This is a genomic window from Fibrobacter sp. UWB3, assembly GCF_002210405.1.
Taxonomy (GTDB): Bacteria; Fibrobacterota; Fibrobacteria; order Fibrobacterales; family Fibrobacteraceae; genus Fibrobacter.
The window spans coordinates 26,887-43,947 of the sequence record NZ_MWQJ01000002.1; the positions used below are offsets into that span (position 1 = coordinate 26,887).

General features: G+C 46.4%; 16 protein-coding genes and 2 pseudogenes. 14 read left to right on the top strand and 4 right to left on the bottom strand.

Features of this window, described 5'->3' with window-relative positions; genetic code table 11:
• Positions 1-7: 7 nt before the first annotated feature.
• The 10 genes and pseudogenes from B7991_RS02705 to B7991_RS14770 all read left to right on the top strand — a co-directional run bounded on the left by B7991_RS02705 (position 8) and on the right by B7991_RS14770 (position 9,223).
• Positions 8-961, top strand: a complete 954-nt coding sequence (locus B7991_RS02705) for an acyltransferase family protein (protein ID WP_254917840.1) — start codon at positions 8-10, stop codon at positions 959-961.
• Positions 962-1,000: 39 nt separating this feature from the next.
• Positions 1,001-1,705, top strand: a complete 705-nt coding sequence (locus B7991_RS02710; protein WP_088629488.1) for a RusA family crossover junction endodeoxyribonuclease — start codon at positions 1,001-1,003, stop codon at positions 1,703-1,705.
• 146 nt (positions 1,706-1,851) lie between these two features.
• A complete protein-coding gene (locus B7991_RS02715) occupies positions 1,852-2,898 on the top strand; it encodes a polysaccharide biosynthesis protein (protein WP_088629489.1) in 1,047 nt (348 codons plus the stop codon).
• Between the two features lie 186 nt (positions 2,899-3,084).
• Positions 3,085-4,347 (top strand): capsular polysaccharide biosynthesis protein CapF, encoded by a 1,263-nt coding sequence (locus tag B7991_RS02720; RefSeq protein ID WP_088629490.1) that lies wholly within the window; start codon positions 3,085-3,087, stop codon positions 4,345-4,347.
• Positions 4,348-4,462: 115 nt separating this feature from the next.
• On the top strand, positions 4,463-5,647 hold the full coding sequence (gene wecB / locus B7991_RS02725) for a non-hydrolyzing UDP-N-acetylglucosamine 2-epimerase (RefSeq protein ID WP_088629491.1): 1,185 nt from the start codon (positions 4,463-4,465) through the stop codon (positions 5,645-5,647).
• 315 nt (positions 5,648-5,962) lie between these two features.
• On the top strand, positions 5,963-7,135 hold the full coding sequence (locus B7991_RS02730; RefSeq protein WP_088629492.1) for an AAA family ATPase: 1,173 nt from the start codon (positions 5,963-5,965) through the stop codon (positions 7,133-7,135).
• Entirely contained in the window at positions 7,132-7,596 is a 465-nt protein-coding gene (locus B7991_RS02735; protein ID WP_088629493.1) for a hypothetical protein, read from the top strand. The genes B7991_RS02730 and B7991_RS02735 overlap by 4 nt, the downstream gene beginning before the upstream one ends.
• 237 nt (positions 7,597-7,833) lie before the next feature.
• A pseudogene (locus tag B7991_RS14625) lies at positions 7,834-7,998 on the top strand (UDP-N-acetylglucosamine 2-epimerase (non-hydrolyzing)); the annotation flags it as partial.
• Between the two features lie 21 nt (positions 7,999-8,019).
• A pseudogene (rhuM, locus tag B7991_RS14965) lies at positions 8,020-8,902 on the top strand (RhuM family protein).
• A 156-nt stretch (positions 8,903-9,058) separates the two neighbouring features.
• Positions 9,059-9,223 carry a hypothetical protein gene (locus tag B7991_RS14770; RefSeq protein WP_176421747.1) on the top strand — a complete coding sequence of 55 codons (165 nt, stop codon included), beginning with the start codon at positions 9,059-9,061 and terminating at the stop codon, positions 9,221-9,223.
• A gap of 345 nt (positions 9,224-9,568) precedes the next feature.
• On the opposite strand, the gene B7991_RS02745 is transcribed toward B7991_RS14770, so the two are convergent.
• A complete protein-coding gene (locus B7991_RS02745; protein WP_088629494.1) occupies positions 9,569-10,204 on the bottom strand; it encodes an FISUMP domain-containing protein in 636 nt (211 codons plus the stop codon).
• 43 nt (positions 10,205-10,247) lie between these two features.
• Here B7991_RS02745 and B7991_RS02750 point away from each other — a divergent pair, with 43 nt between their 5' ends.
• Positions 10,248-11,573 carry a GntR family transcriptional regulator gene (locus tag B7991_RS02750; RefSeq protein WP_088629495.1) on the top strand — a complete coding sequence of 442 codons (1,326 nt, stop codon included), beginning with the start codon at positions 10,248-10,250 and terminating at the stop codon, positions 11,571-11,573.
• A gap of 140 nt (positions 11,574-11,713) precedes the next feature.
• Here B7991_RS02750 and B7991_RS02755 read toward each other — a convergent pair whose 3' ends face one another.
• Positions 11,714-12,832, bottom strand: a complete 1,119-nt coding sequence (locus tag B7991_RS02755; RefSeq protein WP_254917822.1) for a glycosyl hydrolase family 8 — start codon at positions 12,830-12,832, stop codon at positions 11,714-11,716.
• Positions 12,833-13,054: 222 nt separating this feature from the next.
• On the opposite strand from B7991_RS02755, the gene B7991_RS02760 reads away from it, so the two are divergent.
• Both B7991_RS02760 and B7991_RS02765 read left to right on the top strand, forming a co-directional pair.
• Entirely contained in the window at positions 13,055-13,609 is a 555-nt protein-coding gene (locus B7991_RS02760; protein WP_088629497.1) for a hypothetical protein, read from the top strand.
• Positions 13,596-13,787, top strand: a complete 192-nt coding sequence (locus tag B7991_RS02765) for a hypothetical protein (protein ID WP_085490149.1) — start codon at positions 13,596-13,598, stop codon at positions 13,785-13,787. The genes B7991_RS02760 and B7991_RS02765 overlap by 14 nt, the downstream gene beginning before the upstream one ends.
• A gap of 63 nt (positions 13,788-13,850) precedes the next feature.
• On the opposite strand, the gene rpsD is transcribed toward B7991_RS02765, so the two are convergent.
• Both rpsD and B7991_RS02775 read right to left on the bottom strand, forming a co-directional pair.
• On the bottom strand, positions 13,851-14,456 hold the full coding sequence (gene rpsD, locus B7991_RS02770) for a 30S ribosomal protein S4 (protein WP_012820048.1): 606 nt from the start codon (positions 14,454-14,456) through the stop codon (positions 13,851-13,853).
• A gap of 97 nt (positions 14,457-14,553) precedes the next feature.
• Entirely contained in the window at positions 14,554-15,297 is a 744-nt protein-coding gene (locus B7991_RS02775; RefSeq protein ID WP_088629498.1) for an endonuclease, read from the bottom strand.
• Positions 15,298-15,550: 253 nt separating this feature from the next.
• Here B7991_RS02775 and B7991_RS02780 point away from each other — a divergent pair, with 253 nt between their 5' ends.
• The gene (locus B7991_RS02780) at positions 15,551-16,897 is read left to right on the top strand and encodes a folylpolyglutamate synthase/dihydrofolate synthase family protein (RefSeq protein ID WP_088629499.1); all 1,347 of its coding nucleotides are present in this window, start codon (positions 15,551-15,553) and stop codon (positions 16,895-16,897) included.
• Positions 16,898-17,061 lie beyond the last annotated feature (164 nt).

The following is a 17,061-nucleotide window of genomic DNA, read 5'->3' on the forward strand; positions in this document are numbered from 1 at the left end:
TGATATAATTGCTGGAATTTTCATTGTTCGAATAATTCTTGGACACTACATGTCTTTACTCCATTTGAATGAATCCTTGCTATACAGATCAATGAATATTTTGTTCTTTTTTATGCCATGGTTCTTTTTTAAGTCGGGCATGTTTTGTTCAGAACAAAGAAAGGATGTAAAACCCTTTTTAATGAGTAATGCAAGAAAATTTTTGTTGCCCTATGTATTTTTCTCAATTGTAGGAATTGTAATTGCAGCTTCTGTTGCGTTGATAAATGAAGGCTCTTTACCGAGCACCCTGCTTGGCGAGTGTAAAACATTAGTTTTGAAGCAGGCTATTCATTTTAACGCCCCTCTTTGGTTCCTGTTGTCGTTATGTTTTGTGAGAGTATTTTTTAATTGTATTCGGAACGCAATCAATCATTATTTGCTTTTGGGCTTGTCGCTGCTGTTTGCTTTTTTGCACTACTTATTTTTGGCGAAACACGGCTTGTATTGGCCAGGGAACCTTTGTAGTGGACTTGCTTTTTACATCTTGGGTACGAAACTGAAAAATTTACAGTACAATAAAAAAATTGTAATCAGTTCGTTGATTGTTCTTGTCACGATTGGGATTTTTAGACCAACTATAGTAACAATGTATGGAAATTTTCTTTTGTACGAAAATGGAATTTACTTGCTATGGTATCCGTTCTGTCTTGCAGGAATAATTGTCTTCAATAATTTAATCAAACATATGGGTTTTATCTTGGAGCATTTTCATTTTAACGATATCGGCCATCATTCGATGATTTATTATGTACTTCATTGGCCGATAGCCCTTTTGATTATTGCCATTTATCAGAAAATAAGTGCAGCCCCGAATAATTGGGAACTGTTGGTTTATTTGTGTTTGTCGTGGCTTGGACTGTTGCCTCTGATGACGTATGTATTTAACACGAAAGCAATGGCTAGGTTTATTGGAAAATAAAAACATTGATTTATTTGTAACAAAGAAAATGGGAGTTTTATGACAGAAGAAGATTATCAGAAGGAACAGGAATACATCCGTCGTCAATCTGAATATATAATGATAGATTGGGAAAAAATGTTTGAACAGCAGGATGTTTGTTTTCGTGTTTACGGAAAACCGCCTTCTTTGCAAAATAATCAAGAAAAAAAATTAAAGTTTACTAAAATAGTTCAATCTTATACAAAACAGTGTCCCTATATTATAACGAATACATGCTGGATACATATTGACTACTACTGCTCAGAATTGCGAAGATTCAAGAATCCAAATATGTATGATATGGACAATATTATTAAGCCAATTTTAGACGCCCTTGTTGGTCGAGATGGACTTGTCGTTGATGATGTTCTTTTTGATCGTGTTGAAGTTAATTGGATTGATAAAAATGGGTTGGACGAAGTTGAAATAAGAATTGAATATCCGGAATTACATTATCAAAGAAAAGAGGACTTGTCTTTCTTCAAAAATGGTCTGTGGTGTTTCCCGAGAATAAAGATGTCGAATGATATATATGAGAATCTTGTAAAAAGGTATTTTTCAATCTGGAATAGAATTAATGAAGACAATTGCGATGAATTAATGTATTTGCTTCCGAAGCAGGTTTTTATAGCGTATAATAAAATACAAAACAAGAACTTTGATTTTATAGATATAGATGTTCCCTCTGAAGAAGATACTTTGAAAAATGAAAGGTGGTTGTGAATTTTAATCGCCACATAAGCGGGGCGTTGCGGGGCCGGCGTGTGAGGCCCCGTTCGAAAGGGTAGCGGCCCTTCGGCAGGCTCAGGGACCATTGTCCATGAGGTTGACGATGGAAGCGAGGGAGAGTCTTCTCCCTTTCCTATAATATGACCATTTTCAGTGGCAAAACGCTCCTGATTACGGGCGGCACGGGTAGTTTCGGTAACGCGGTTCTCAACCGTTTCTTGCAGACGGATATCGGCGAGATTCGCATCTTCAGCCGCGACGAAAAAAAACAAGACGACATGCGTCACGAGTTCCAAGCTAAGATGCCGGATGTGGCCGAAAAGATCAAGTTTTATATCGGCGATGTGCGCGATCTCGCTAGTGTCAGGAACGCGATGCACGCTGTGGACTACATTTTCCATGCGGCTGCGCTCAAGCAGGTGCCGAGCTGCGAATTCTTTCCGCTAGAGGCGGTCAAGACTAATGTGTTCGGTACGGACAATGTGCTCACGGCTGCGATTGACGAGGGGGTCAAGAACGTGGTGTGCCTGAGTACCGACAAGGCTGCCTATCCGGTGAATGCCATGGGTACGAGCAAGGCTATGATGGAAAAGGTCATCGTGGCCAAATCCCGCACGGTGAGCCCAGAAAAGACGAAGATTTGCTGCACTCGTTACGGCAACGTGATGTGCAGCCGCGGTTCGGTGATTCCGCTGTGGATTGACCAGATTCGCGCAGGCAACCCGATTACCATTACCGAGGGTTCCATGACGCGCTTCATCATGAGTCTCGACGAGGCTGTGGACCTGGTGCTGTTTGCGTTCGAGCATGGTGTTTCGGGCGACATCTTGGTGCAGAAGGCTCCGGCATGCACTATCCAGACCCAGGCCGAGGCTGTGTGCGAACTGTTCGGCGGCGACAGGTCCAAGATCAAGGTCATCGGTATCCGTCACGGCGAAAAGATGTACGAGACGCTCCTGACCAACGAGGAATGCGCCCATGCGGTGGACCTCGGGAACTTCTACCGTGTGCCTTGCGACAAGCGTGGCTTGAACTACGACAAGTACTTTAGCAAGGGCGATACGGAACGCAATACTCTCACCGAATTCAACTCTAGCAATACCAAGCTCTTGAATATCGAACAGGTGAAGCAGAAACTCCTCACGCTCCAGTACATCCGCGAAGAACTCGCCAAGGCGGGTAAGTAAACTACGGAAGGAATGCACGCCGCCTCCTGTGTCATCCTGACGCTGATTCTTCTCGTCATCCTGACGCCGAAGGCGGAAGACAACTCAGAAGGTGAGTGTTGCGCCCATGCTTGCATGGGCATAACCGAGCCAAAGAGTTGGGGCTTGCCCCATCCAGTAATGGTGTTGAACTAAAAAAGGCTTTTTATGAATATTTTGGTAACTGGCGCAAAGGGCTTTGTGGGCCGCAATCTGGTGGCTGCGCTCAAGAATATCCGCGATGGCAAGGACCGCACGCGTGGTGATCTGATCATTGGCGATATCTACGAATACGATCTTGATTCAACTTTGGCGGAACTTGATGACGCCTGCATGCACGCGGACTTCGTGTTCAACCTGGCTGGTGTGAACCGCCCCAAAGACAACAGCGAATTCATGGCGGGCAACTTCGGCTTTGCAAGCGACCTTCTAGAGACGCTCAAACGTCACAAGAATTTGTGTCCGGTGATGCTCAGCAGTAGCATCCAGGCGACGCTTGCGGGGCGTTTTGGCAACAGCGAATATGGCCGCAGCAAAAAAGCGGGCGAGGAGTTGTTCTTTGAATACAGCCGCGAAACTGGCGCGAAGGTTTTGGTGTACCGTTTCCCGAACCTGTTTGGTAAGTGGTGCCGCCCGAACTACAACAGCGCTGTGGCGACGTTCTGCAACAACATCGCGAACGACTTGCCGATTCAGGTGAACGACCCGAACGTCGATATGGAACTCCTCTACATCGATGACCTCGTCGAAGAAATGATTGCCGCCTTGAAGGGCGGGGAACATTACTGCACCTTTGACGAAATCAATGTAGTGCCGGTTGAAAAGGATGCCGCGGGAAGTGTCATCCTGAGCGAAGCGCAAGCGAAGTCGAAGGATCCAGGGCACTTGTATTGCCATGTGCCGACGGTCCATAAGATTAAGCTCGGTGCCATCGTAGATTTACTGAATAAGTTCCACGACCAGCCGTATACGCTTGTGATGCCGGAAATCCCGAACAACAGTTTCGAGAAAAAGCTTTACTCCACCTACCTGAGTTACTTGCCCAAGGAAAAGGTTGCGTTCCCGCTCAAGATGAATGTGGATGCTCGCGGTAGTTTTACCGAACTTTTGAAGACGGTGAATTGCGGCCAGTTCAGCGTGAACGTGTCCAAGCCGGGAATCACCAAGGGTGAACACTGGCACCACAGCAAGTGGGAATTCTTCATTGTCGTGAGCGGTCGCGCCCTGATTCAGGAACGCAAGATCGGCACGGACGAAATTATGGAATTCGAAGTGTGCGGCGACAAAATCGAAGCGGTGCACATGCTCCCGGGCTATACGCACAACATTATCAACCTCTCGCAGACCGAAAACCTCGTGACCGTCATGTGGGCGAACGAGCAGTTTGACCCGAACCATCCGGATACCTTCGGGGAGAAAGTGGTAAAATAGAAAAGGAGATGCCCGGTCATGCCGGGCATGACAGAATGAGGTGTCATCCTGACGCCGAAAACCTTCGCGTCATCCTGAGCGGAGCGTAGCGGAGTCGAAGGATCCAGAAAAAAATATGAATATAAAGACTGATTATAGCAACGTGAAATTCGCCGACAACGGCAAGCTGAAACTTTTGATTATCGTGGGTACGCGCCCGGAAATCATCCGCCTCGCGGCAGTTATCGACAAGTGCCGCAAGTACTTTGATTGCGTTCTCGCGCACACTGGCCAGAACTACGATTACAACTTGAACGGCGTGTTCTTCAAGGACTTAAGCCTCAAGGATCCCGAAGTTTACATGGATGCCGTCGGTGACGACCTCGGAGCAACCGTGGGTAACATCATCAATTGCAGCTATAAGCTCATGGTCGCTTGCAAACCGGATGCATTGCTGATTCTCGGCGACACCAACAGCTGCCTTTCTGCCATTGCTGCAAAGCGCTTGCACATCCCAATCTTCCACATGGAGGCAGGCAACCGTTGCAAGGACGAATGCCTGCCCGAAGAGACCAACCGCCGCATCGTGGATATCATCAGCGACGTGAACATGGCCTATTCCGAACATGCTCGCCGCTACCTCGCTGACTGCGGCTTGCCCAAGGAACGTACGTATGTGACCGGCAGCCCCATGGCCGAAGTCCTGCACAAGAACCTCGCGCAAATCGAATCGAGCGACATTCACGCCCGCCTTGGCCTCGAAAAGGGCAAGTACATTTTGCTCAGCGCCCACCGCGAAGAAAACATCGACACCGAAAAGAACTTCACGAGCCTCTTTACCGCCATCAACAAAATGGCCGAAAAGTACGACATGCCGATTCTGTACAGCTGCCACCCGCGCAGCCGTAACCGCCTTGCCGCATCGGGATTCAAGCTCGACAAGCGCGTGATTCAGCACGAACCGCTCGGATTCCACGACTACAACTGCTTGCAGATGAACGCATTCGCCGTCGTGAGCGACAGCGGCACGCTCCCCGAAGAAAGCTCCTTCTTCACAAGCGTCGGCCACCCGTTCCCGGCAATCTGCATCCGCACCAGTACGGAACGCCCCGAAGCACTTGACAAGGCTTGTTTCTTTATCGCGGGCATCGACGAAAAGTCCCTCTTGCAAGCCGTCGACACCGCCGTCACGATGAACACCAACGGCGACTACGGCATCCCTGTGCCCGACTACATCGAAGAAAATGTCTCGACCAAGGTCGTGAAAATCATCCAGAGCTACACCGGCATCGTCAACAAGATGGTGTGGCGAAAGTTCTAGAATCGTTTTTGAAAAGCGTAAATGCAAGGATGTCCCGTGGAAGCGGGACAATCTTTTTGTGTATAGAGGGGGATAAAAGAAAAGCCTGACAAAAATCAGGCTTGATGAAGAAGTGGTTGTTTCCAAAATGGAAACAACCACTCCGTACGGAGCTATTGTAGGTAAAGAATCCTATACAAGTGTGGCAACTATAAAGAAATTCTTTATAGTTCAATATGATGGCTTGAATACCACTAATATGTGAGAAAAATTGTATTTTGACACTTTGTGTCAAAATGATTTGTTATTTTTATTGAGTAACATCAGGATATAACCATGCAAAAGCTTACAATAAAGAATTTTGGACCTATCAAGTCGGCCTCTTTGGATTTCAAAAGGGTCAATGTCCTTATTGGTCCTCAGAGTTCGGGTAAGAGCACTATCCTCAAAATTGCCAGTTTCTGCAATTGGGTTGAAAAGAAAATCCAGTTGACGCAGGTTCCTGGCGATTGGATGAATCCTGATGTGGTCAGAGATCAATTAATTACATTCCACAAGCTTGACGACTATGCTCTGCCAGGTGCCGAGATTTATTATAAGTCGGATACTTTACAGTTTGAGATCAAGTTTGACAAAAAACTACTTATTGGTATTCATTTTGAATGGACCAATAAGCGTTGGAGTTTTAAGCGTACAAAAAATACCTATATTCCGGCCGAGAGGAATATTGTCGCGTCAATCCCGAATTGGCTCGATGTAAACTTCGATAAGTTTAATAATATCCGCAATTACATGGCAGAATGGGATGTCGCCCGCAAAAATTTTGACCATAACCACAAGTTGGATATTTTGGACATGGGTGTTTCGTATTTCTATAACGATGCGGACAAGTCGGACCATGTTTCCATGAATGGTAAACAGCTGAAATTTTCGAACGCATCAAGTGGTTTGCAGTCTTTGATTCCGCAGTATGCCCTTTTGTCGTATCTGTTCGATATTTCACTTATGTCCGAGCCAGCGAGCCTCAGAAAGATGCAAACAGACCTGATGCTGAAGGATATCATCGAGCAAGACTCTAAGTTGAAGAAAATGGGGATTACCGATAATTATCTAAAAAATTGTGGTGTTAAGGTATTCCTTGAAGAGCCGGAACAAAATCTGTTCCCTATGGCGCAGTATGGGCTTGTGAAATGGTTCGCTCGCAAGTTGAATGGCAACTTGTGCAATACTTTGTTTGTGAGTACGCATAGCCCGTATATACTTTCGGCTTTAAATAACCTGATTCAAGCGCGCGATTCTGCTGTAAAGGATGATTCTGCTAGGCGAAAGGTGGAAAAGATTGTTGGCCAAAGCGACTTTATAAACTTCGAAGATGTTCGTGTTTACGGAGTGAGTAATGGTCGTGTCAAAAGTTTGCTCGATCGTGAAAATCGCTTGATTGCGCAGTCGTTCTTGGATTCTGTTTCTGTAGATATTTCTAACGAATTTAGCCAATTGCTTGAAGTATGAATAAAGCGAATGAATCTTTGAATGTATGGGCTAATTCTTTGCCTTCTGGATCTTGGTGCTCAACCAAGGATTCTAATATCAAGTTTGAAGAACAGAAAAGCAAGATTACATTTGTCAATAAGTCAAAAAAGTCTTGTTTGAAGGTTGATGTCGATGGGGGCGTGATTCCTTCAAATACTCGTTCTGCCCGGTGTGACAAGTTGTTGGTTGAAAAATCAGCCCCCTTGTTTTGCTTTGTTGAATTGAAAGGTGGCGATATTGAACATGCCATAGAACAACTGGAAGCGTCTCTCAAAAATCCAAAATTGAATCCTGAGTGTTCTCAACGGAAGCTGGCGTTTGTTGTTGGCAAAAATCATTTTCCTGCATCATCGCCGTTGATTCAAAAGGGCATGAAAAAAATCAGTTCCCTGAACGCAAGACTGATTGTTGCGAATACGCCCGCATCATATTCGCTGTAAATCTCCGTCTTTGGCAAGAAGATAATACTGTTTGGGGCGACAGATGTGGCTTGTTGTGTCATCTTAAGTTCAGTAAATGATATATATTCTAACAATGTTGTTAATCAATCGGGAGCTGACTAATGGATGAATTTGATCAAATGATTGCTGAATTCATAGAAGGCAAACGAAAAAATGCCCAAGATCCAGATATTCTTGATCGAAGCAAGATGATTGGTGACATTTCAGAGATGATAAAAGTCCCTCTTGCAGGCCGTCGACACAGCCGTCACGATGAACACCAACGGCGACAACGGCATCCCCGTGCCCGACTACATCGAAGAAAATGTCTCGACCAAGGTTGTGAAAATCATCCAGAGCTACACCGGAATCGTCAACAAGATGGTGTGGAGGAAGGGGTAGAATCTTTTTTGAAAAGTGAAAATGCAAGGATGTCCCGTGGAAGCGGGACATTTTTTGCTTTACAAGACCGATAACGAAGAAGTCAAAGTTGAAATTTTATTGCGCAACGAAAATATTTGGCTTACGCAGGCTAAAATGGCCGAGCTTTTTGATGTTCAAAAAGCGGCTATATCAAAGCATTTGAAGAACATATTTGAAAGCGGAGAACTACAGGAATCTTCAGTCGTTTCCAAAATGGAAACAACTGCTTCTGATGGGAAAAATTACAATACAAACATCTACAATCTCGATGCCATCATCGCCGTTGGTTACCGCATCAACTCCAAAAAAGCTACAATGTTTCGCATTTGGGCGACAAAAGTTCTAAAGGAATACATCGACAGACATCTACGCTAAATGCAGTGCCGACTATAGCCTTGATAGTCAAATTACACAGGATTTTTTCGCTACAGTTCAAAATAAACTGCATTATGCAGTTACACATCAAACTGCTGCAGAAATAATCTATTCTCGTGCCGATAGCAAAAAGTTAAACATGGGGCTAACTACTTGGAAAAATGCCCCGAACGGAGATATCCGCAAACATGATGTTTCCATCGCAAAAAATTATCTGTCGCAAAATGAAATCAAAAGTTTGAATGAAATTGTTACCATGTACTTGGATTACGCGGAACGTCAGGCTAAACGAGGTCAAGTCATGTACATGAAAGATTGGGTGCAAAAGCTTAATGCGTTTTTGCAATTTAACGAAGAAGATGTACTACAGGACAAAGGCAAAGTCACACATGAAATTGCCAAAGCGTTTGCCGAAAATGAATTTGAAAAATTTCGTGTGATTCGAGATGCTACCTACAAGAGTGATTTTGATAAACTGATGGAAGCTACCGCAGAATATAAGGCGTAGTATGGGTGACGCCGAAAAGCCTATTGAACTATAAAGAATTTCTTTATAGTTCAATAGGAGGGGAAAGTTGATTCGTTGTTAGGTTGAGTTCCTTTAAAAAGATTATATTAGTGAATATGGATTTTTGACGAAACGCTTTTGAACGAGGTTGACGGAATGACAAATTTGCTTTACGAGAAACAGGGATCTAGGCTTGAAGGAATCCTTGAAGGGAAAATTGAAACCGCTAAAATTCTGTTCAAAGCCGGAAAGTTGACTGTTGAAGACGCCGTTAAACTTCTTCATATTTCTAAAGAAGAAGTGCTTTCTTGGAAACGCTAATTCTTTATCTCGATATTCTTGTAAATTTTATTTTACGTAATTTTGCAACCTATGGGTTGCAAGGCTGTCGTTTTTAGTATCTACATTTGTAATTCAAAAAAATTAAAGGCGGTGTATTATGTGGATGAGTACAAGAGGCAGTTTGCTACTCTTTAAGTTCTTGATGAAGATGAAAAAAGGTGTTATAAAAAAATAAAGCGTCTGAAACGAATCGATAAGTTATTCGCGAAATGATTCTGTTGAATTTTTTACTTATAAAGAAATTTCTTAGGCGCATTTTGAAACGCTAAAAAAAGCAGACAAATTTATTTGTCTGCTTTATAATTAATATTTTATATAAACTTGTTACTTCTGGATGCACCTGACGGAGAATGCGTTGTTCTCTTCGATGGCGCGTTCTGCATAACGTTCGTTGTAACCGCCGATGGTCACGAAGTTTGCGATGTAGGTCGTTTCTTCGGTGGCTGTCCAGAAAAATGCGGACTTGTCCATGTCTTCGTAAGCGAAGTGTGTGTCGCTTTTGCCAGACGCGTTGAATGATGCTTTGGTTTCTTCGCAGTACGGGCTCCACATTTCGTTGTTGCCGAAGCAGATTCTCTGCCCTGCCTGCTTGACTCTAAAGCCGTTCTTCTTGCTTGCGCCGAGGTACTTGCTCAAGAAATTCCAGTCTTTGCGGTCGGGGAGTTTCCAGCCGGTGGGGCATGCCTTCATGGCTGCTTTCCACGTGTAGAGGCGACCGTACTTGTGGCAGTTTTCCTTGTCGTCGTTGTAGCAGTAGCTACCCTTGGTCGTCTTGTAGGTGAGGTTTTCGGCGAGCCAGTTGTGGTTGCCGATTTTCACAATCTTGTAGGTGTGGCCGTCGCGCGGGTCCTTGAACTTTTTCGCGGAGGCTTTTTTGGAGGGGGCGGCTGCGGCGATGCAGGCTGCCAAAAGCATAAATACTAAACCAATTCTCATGGCGACAAATTTAGAAATTTTCATGATGGAATATTTTGTTATCTTGTGAAATGAAGAGGATTTAAAGTTGCTTATTGAAGATGTAAAAAAATCGATTGCCGATGCCGGTTTTCACGATGGCGAAAAGATGCCTTCTGTGCGTAAGATGGCTGAGCGTCTTGGCCTTTCTGTCAATACGGTTCATCGCGCTTACAAGATTTTGGCTCAAGAAAAGCTTGTGCAGCTCGTTCATGGCAAGGGCTGTTTTTGGGGCACGGCTCCGTCGTTCGAGGTGAAGGCCGAAGAGAGTGTGTATTCAGTGGTCGAGCGTCAGTTCCAGAACGATTTGGACAGCGGGTATCTGAATGCCTTTGATGAACTCCCTTCGTGCAAGGAACTCTCGAACCGTTACAATGTTTCGCTTTACATTGTCAAAAAGTTTTTGATGCAAAAGTGTGCGCAAGGGATTTTGCGCCATGTGGGGCACCGCTTTTTCTTTAGCGAAGAGCGCCCTGTCGAAAAGTCGAATTACATTTTGTTTGTGCATCGTTCGGATGAATTCGGCCGCTTGAAAATTGAGTCCGAACGCGAATCCGATGTGTTCCGCACGTTTGCGCAGATTGCCGCAGAACAGAAAATTGCGGTGAAGTTTATCGGGTATCACGAAGCTTCGAACCTGTTCTATTTGTCGTCGGGTGAAACGTTTGTTGTAAAGAACGATACTCACTGCTTGGGCGTGTTTCTTTCGACGTGGCTGGTGGATGATGCTGCGAAGTTGTTCGCACATTTTGCATCGTTCAAGAATCCGATTTCGGTCTGGTGGGAATACGCTCCGGATGTGATTCCGGTGATTGCCCGCAATAAAAAGAAGTGGGCTTTCTACAACGTGGCTTTTGGCAAGGAAGCGGGCGTGATTGTCGGGCGTTACCTCAAGAGCAAGGATATGGGACCTGTTCATTACCTCTCGCCGTACCATGCTAGTTTTTGGTCGAAGGCTCGCTTACAAGGCTTGCTGGATGCGGGGACGGATGTGATTCCACTTGTCGATGAACGCTATGCGTCTCCGTTTGACTTGGCGGATGCGGCTGCACACGATGGCGTTGAGCGCCAGGTGCTTTTGGACAACATTTTGGAATCGCTTTTGAAGAATGCGACTTTGAATAAATTTGTGTGTTCAAATGACTGGGTGGCGGCTTCGCTGATTGATTACTTCAAGGCGAAAAAGTTACCTGCGCCGTACGTGGTGGGCTTTGACGATACGATTGAAAGTTACCGCTACGTGTTCGATTCGTTTGCTTTCAATGTCGGGACAATGGTGAAAGAGGCAATTTACCACATTGTCGCGCCGACCATATATGCAGAACAGCGGCGCCAAATGCAGACGCCGCTCGGAAGAGTAGTCGAGAAACACTAGTTTTTACAGAATCACCGTCATTCCGAACGAATGCTTCTTCGTCACCCTGAGCGTAGCGAAGGGTCCAGTAAAGTCTTGTAATAAAAAATAACTGGATTCTTCCGCCGTTGGCGTCAGAATGACGCGTTACGCAATAAGAATCAAGCGTTAAACTTGCCGGAGCAGGCGAGGAGCCCGAGCATATACAGGAGTCCGTCGTAGTAGCGCCAGAGCCCAGTCGGGATTTCCATATTCCAGAGGTCTTCGGCGAACGGCTTGATAAGCGGATCGCCAGCGGGGAGGGCAACTGTCGATGCTGCGTTCATGGCAATCAGGCCGCCCGTAGCAGGCCTTGCCTCGCGCGGGAACGCGCTCCCGTCGACACGCATGTCGGCGAGATACGGGCGACGCCCGTGGAGGTAACCGAGAATCTTTCGGACGGCGGAAACTTCCCATTCGCTTACGTCGGCACGTTCGCCTTTGTCCTGCAATTTTGCGGCGTCAAGACCGATGTTCCACACGACGCGCCAAGCATCTCCGCAGAAACAATCGCTTTCCGGGTGCCACGGCGTTTTCTTTGGAGTTCCGTCAAATTCACTGTAGTCGGCGGCAAGTCCCGTGACCGGGTGGCAAGCCTTTTTCAAGTAGGCAACGCTGTTGTCTGCAATCTTGTTCCAAATTGCATCACCGCTGGCTTCTCCGTACATTCTGTAGAATGCGACCGTGTTGTAGCTCGGGTCGGTGTAATCGTTCCCTTTCATGGGGGAGAATCGTACGAGGCCTGCGTTCACGTCCATCATCGTGTACACATCGCCAGCTTGCGGCTTGTGTGCCATGTCGTTGATGAGCTCGACGGCGTCGCGCTTGTATTGTTCGTTTTTGAAAATTTTGGCGGCGAATAGGAGCGCTGCAGCAAAGTATTCTTCGCCATCCGGGGCGGCACCCGGGTCCATCATCGAAAAGTCAGCGGTTGAGACTTGCCAGGAGTAATAACCGGCAAGGTCGCCTTCGGTGTTTTTCATGTGCGTCTTGGCGAATTTCCAGAGTTTGTCGAAAAGGTCCTGCTTGCCGAGGAGTGCGGCAACCGTCATGCCGTAGCTCATGCCTTCGGAGCGAATGTCGTTGTGGCCGATATCCACGATGTACGCCATGTCATTGCCTTTGTCAAAGCAAATGCGTTCGTTTTCGCGGTCGCCTTTGAACAGTTGTGTGAAAGCCTTATTGAGTTTTGCCTCGATTTCGGCGGGAGTCTTACCAATTTCTTTAAAAATGTTTCTCATGGCATCTAAAATAGAAATGTATTGGGCTCCCGTCCTGTTTTGTAGATGAAATAATTTAAAAGTGTTGTGAGTGTTTCTTGGACGGCTTGGAAAATTGTGGCATTTGTGAAAAAAAATTGAATAAAATTGAAAATGTCATGATTTGACATTTTACAATTCTATATTCATAAAAAATGATTAATCCCGTTTTTTTCAAGCGTGTAGACGGGGAAGGAGAAAAAAATGAATGATGTATTAAATGGCTGCGTTGATATATGGCTAGATGAAATGGTTCCTTGCCTCAAGGATTTGGAAACCGGATCAATTGAAGAAACTTTCGTTTTTAAAATAGAAAGTCGTTCTGTTCTTAGAAAATATAATTCGTCCAATGGTTGGGGAATTGATTGGGTTAAAGTCCCTTTAAATGTTGATGTGTTTGCTCTTGCTTTAAAGAGAAATAATGAAGTACAGGGACTTATTGCGCTAAAAAAGGATTCTGATATTCGAGCCGTGTATTTGCATTGGGCTTGTACGGCGCCTAGAAATAACATATATTTATTTGGAAAGAAAAAGTATAGTGGTGTCGGAGGTCATCTTTTTGCTATTGCTGTAGATATGTCTTTTAAATGTGGCTTTGATGGATTTGTTTACGGTTTTGCTCTTAATAGGGAGCTTTTGAATCACTATATTGAGTTTCTCGGATGTTCTTTCGTTGGTATTCTTCATCCGTATCATTTTTTGATAGAACCTAGTGCTGCCCAAAAGCTTTTGGAGAATTACACTTATGAGTGGAATTGAAAAAAAGACCATGAATTTAGCGGATATTCAAAGCGAATATTTGGGTTTCCCGAATCCTTATAAAGATGCTCCATCTTGTAGGTATGATCATCGTGCGCTTGTCGCATATGCCCAAAAAGTTGGCAAGTCTATAAATGATTTGTCTTACGAAGAAAAACTTGCTTTTATAATAAAATAAAAAACGCCCGCATTACTGCGAGCGTCTTTAAATGCTTGAGTCTTCTTGGCTCTAAGCGGCTTACTACCTGGAGTAGTATTCCACGACGAGCTGTTCTTCGAGCTTGACCGGGATCTGGTCGCGGAGCGGAAGCTTCACGAGAGTACCCTGCATCTTGCCGAGATCGACAGACAAGTATTCCGGAGCGGCAGCTGCAGAAGCGATTGCTTCCTTGATCTGCACGTGTTCCTTGGACTGTTCACGAACAGCGATCACGTCGCCAGCCTTGATGAGGCGGCTCGGAGAGAAGCTACGAACACCGTTCACAGTGAAGTGACCGTGTGCAACGTACTGACGAGCAGCGAAGATCGTACGGGCAAAACCCATGCGGTAGACGACTGCGTCAAGACGAGTTTCGAGCAAGATCATCAGGTTGTCACCTGCAGAACCTTCACGACGGTTAGCTTCCTTGTATGCCTTGGCAAGCTGAGCTTCGGAAATGTTGTAGGTGAAACGAAGACGCTGCTTTTCGACCAACTGCTGCTTGTAAACGGAAGCAGACTTCTTGCGGGTCTGACCATGCTGGCCAGGTGCGAAGTTGCGGCGGTCGAGAGCCTTTTGAGTCTTCTGAGAAACGGCAACGCCGAGAGAGCGTGCTACTTTACCTTTAGGTCCGCGGAAGGAGGACATATTTACCTCTTTGAGGAAGCTCTTTGGTTACGCTCGCAAGTTGGCAGAGCTTGGCACGACATGCGAGATTTGGACTTCAAATTTAGTCAAATGTTCACTACTTGTCAACAGAATCTTGGCATTTCTCGAAGACGAAGGGGTTGTGGTCGCCCTGGACCTTGAAAATGCGGCGGTCGCGCTCGCATTCGCGCTCGGTGACGGGGTACATCTTGTCCCAGGCTTCGAAAAGCTTGCGGTCTTGCTTGGAAAGGTTGATGTTGTAGGTATTTTCCATGTAGAAATGCACGCGGGCGATTAAGCCTCGGACTTCTTTGCGGGGTTGGACCTTCTTGTCCTTGAAATCGACGATGGTTTCGCACTCGCCGTACATGGGGATAGGGGTGTTCGTCCACTGGCTGAACATGAAGTTGCTGCGGTCTCCGTTCACTTCGCCGATGGCGGGATAGAGGTTGTGGAGGTCGCCTTCCATGATCTTGAATGTGGTGTCGTTTGCGCTGCAGTTCTTGCGGCCGCCGTCGCGCCAGCAGGGGAGGTGTTGCCCCATGTTGTGGGCGGTCACGATGTGTTCCCACTCGATGCGCTTGGTGCGTTCGAGGCTTTTGCGGTTTGGGTTTTCGCGCGGCTTGTAGTTGCAGGTGCTAAAGTCCACGTGTTTTTTGTCGAGGTAGCGGCAACCGCAGTAGATTGTCTCCTGAAGTTCGCCGTAGTAGATGCGCCTCATTTGCTTGCCTGCATCGCGGTAGTTGTAGTGACGAGGTGCTGCCTCGGGATCGACTTTCGCAAACGAAAAAGTTGCGAAAACGCAAAGAATCAAAGCGACAGCGCTTGCTGAAACTTTCATATAAACAAAACCTCTTTTTGTGTGTGATAGAAATGTAATCATTTTAGTCATTGGGCACGCTTCGCTTTGGGCTATGAGCACGGGGCTTGCGCCCCTTTGGGATATGGGCAATTGTAATTAGAAATGCCCAGAGCCTTGCAATGCTAGGCGACCTGAAAGCGAAGCGACCCCAGAGGCACAACGTGCCGACCCCATACCCCACACCTCTCTCGTCTTTGGTCTTTCGTCTCTCGTCTTTTCTATATTATAGACCATGATTCAGAACGGATTGGAATATTTGAATTCCCGCCTCATATTCGGGATGATGCCGGGTCTTGCTTCTACCCGTAAACTTTGCGAAGCTCTCGGAAATCCTCAAAAAAAGTTTAAGACGATACATGTTGTAGGCACGAACGGCAAGGGCTCGACGAGCTATTACTTGTCGGGTGTTTTGCAGGCGCACGGCCTCAAGACGGGGCTTTATACGAGCCCGCACTTGGTGAGCATGCGTGAACGCATCCGTGTGAACGATTTGCCGGTTGACGATGAATCTCTTGACCGTTTGATTATGCAGGTCAAGGCCGCTGCCGAAGAAACGCAAGTGGAGCCGACGTTTTTTGAAGTGCTGACGATTGTCGCATTCCTCTATTACGCAGAACAGAACATCGATGTTGCGGTCTTGGAAGCGGGCATGGGCGGTCGCTTGGACAGCACTGCCGTTGCCGATGGCGAATTGATTGTGCTTACGAGCATCGGGCTGGAGCACACGGAAGTTCTCGGTAGCACGGAATCTGCAATCCTCAAGGAAAAAATGGGTGTAGCGGGTTCTGCACAAAGTATTCTTTCGAATGGTCATAGCAAGACTTTTGTCTTGGGTGGCTTGAATGATGCTTTGATTGCTGAAGCCAAAATTTTTGCGGCTTCGCACGGATGCTCGTGCGTTGTTCCCGAAATCCGTAACGATATTGAACTCCCGAATTTAGGACAACATTACATTGAAAACGCAAGCCTTTCGCTCAAGGCTGCGGAATTATTTTTACAACGTATATCGAACAGTGATAAGGAGATTCCCGCTTTCGCGGGAATGACAAATCCGAGTGTGTACGACGATGCGCTTGCGCTTAAGACTCTTGCAACGCGCTCCTGGGCGGGCCGTATGCAAAAGCTTATCGATGCAAACGGCGTGACAAAGTTTATTCTAGATGGTGCGCACAATTCCCATGCAGTCCGCCGTCTGGTCGAGACGCTTGATAAGTATTACCCGAATCAGAAGTTCCATTGCGTGTTTGGAGCGCTCCGCGACAAGGATGTGGGCGAGATGCTCAAGCTCATGGCGCCGCACGTGAGCGCTTGGCATATCACGCGTACGCCGTATCCGCGATTCCGCGAACTCATTGATTTGCAGGGCGAGCTTGAAAAGCTTGGGCTGCATGTCGCGAGTGCGGGCGAGTTTTCCCTTGAGTATCTCAATGAAGTTTGTGCGAGCGTCACGGACGGTTCGCCGGTGCTCATTACAGGTAGTCTTTATATGATTGGGGCGACTGTGCAGGCGCTTAAGGATGTTTTTGATGGGCTCGCGTTCTTCCGTGGGATGGAGCCCACGACGAACGAACACCGGTAAACATCTCGTCGTCCTGAGCGAAGCGAAGGACCCAGTGAAGTCTTGAGTATGTAGTACAAGAAATGACTGGATCCTTCGGGGCGAAGCCCCTCAGGATGACGGAGCATCGTCATTCCGAGCGTAGCGAGGAATCCAGTGAAGTCTTGATAAAAAAGACATTGGCT

Excerpts from the sequence above, each read along its gene's own strand:
- B7991_RS02710 (WP_088629488.1), top strand. The coding sequence starts at position 1,001 with ATGACAGAAGAAGATTATCAGAAGGAACAGGAATACATCCGTCGTCAA.
- B7991_RS02715 (WP_088629489.1), top strand. The coding sequence starts at position 1,852 with ATGACCATTTTCAGTGGCAAAACGCTCCTGATTACGGGCGGCACGGGT.
- B7991_RS02720 (WP_088629490.1), top strand. The coding sequence starts at position 3,085 with ATGAATATTTTGGTAACTGGCGCAAAGGGCTTTGTGGGCCGCAATCTG.
- wecB (WP_088629491.1), top strand. The coding sequence starts at position 4,463 with ATGAATATAAAGACTGATTATAGCAACGTGAAATTCGCCGACAACGGC.
- B7991_RS02730 (WP_088629492.1), top strand. The coding sequence starts at position 5,963 with ATGCAAAAGCTTACAATAAAGAATTTTGGACCTATCAAGTCGGCCTCT.
- B7991_RS02735 (WP_088629493.1), top strand. The coding sequence starts at position 7,132 with ATGAATAAAGCGAATGAATCTTTGAATGTATGGGCTAATTCTTTGCCT.
- B7991_RS14770 (WP_176421747.1), top strand. The coding sequence starts at position 9,059 with ATGACAAATTTGCTTTACGAGAAACAGGGATCTAGGCTTGAAGGAATC.
- B7991_RS02745 (WP_088629494.1), bottom strand. The coding sequence starts at position 10,204 with ATGAAAATTTCTAAATTTGTCGCCATGAGAATTGGTTTAGTATTTATG.
- B7991_RS02755 (WP_254917822.1), bottom strand. The coding sequence starts at position 12,832 with ATGAGAAACATTTTTAAAGAAATTGGTAAGACTCCCGCCGAAATCGAG.
- B7991_RS02760 (WP_088629497.1), top strand. The coding sequence starts at position 13,055 with ATGAATGATGTATTAAATGGCTGCGTTGATATATGGCTAGATGAAATG.
- B7991_RS02765 (WP_085490149.1), top strand. The coding sequence starts at position 13,596 with ATGAGTGGAATTGAAAAAAAGACCATGAATTTAGCGGATATTCAAAGC.
- rpsD (WP_012820048.1), bottom strand. The coding sequence starts at position 14,456 with ATGTCCTCCTTCCGCGGACCTAAAGGTAAAGTAGCACGCTCTCTCGGC.
- B7991_RS02775 (WP_088629498.1), bottom strand. The coding sequence starts at position 15,297 with ATGAAAGTTTCAGCAAGCGCTGTCGCTTTGATTCTTTGCGTTTTCGCA.
- B7991_RS02780 (WP_088629499.1), top strand. The coding sequence starts at position 15,551 with ATGATTCAGAACGGATTGGAATATTTGAATTCCCGCCTCATATTCGGG.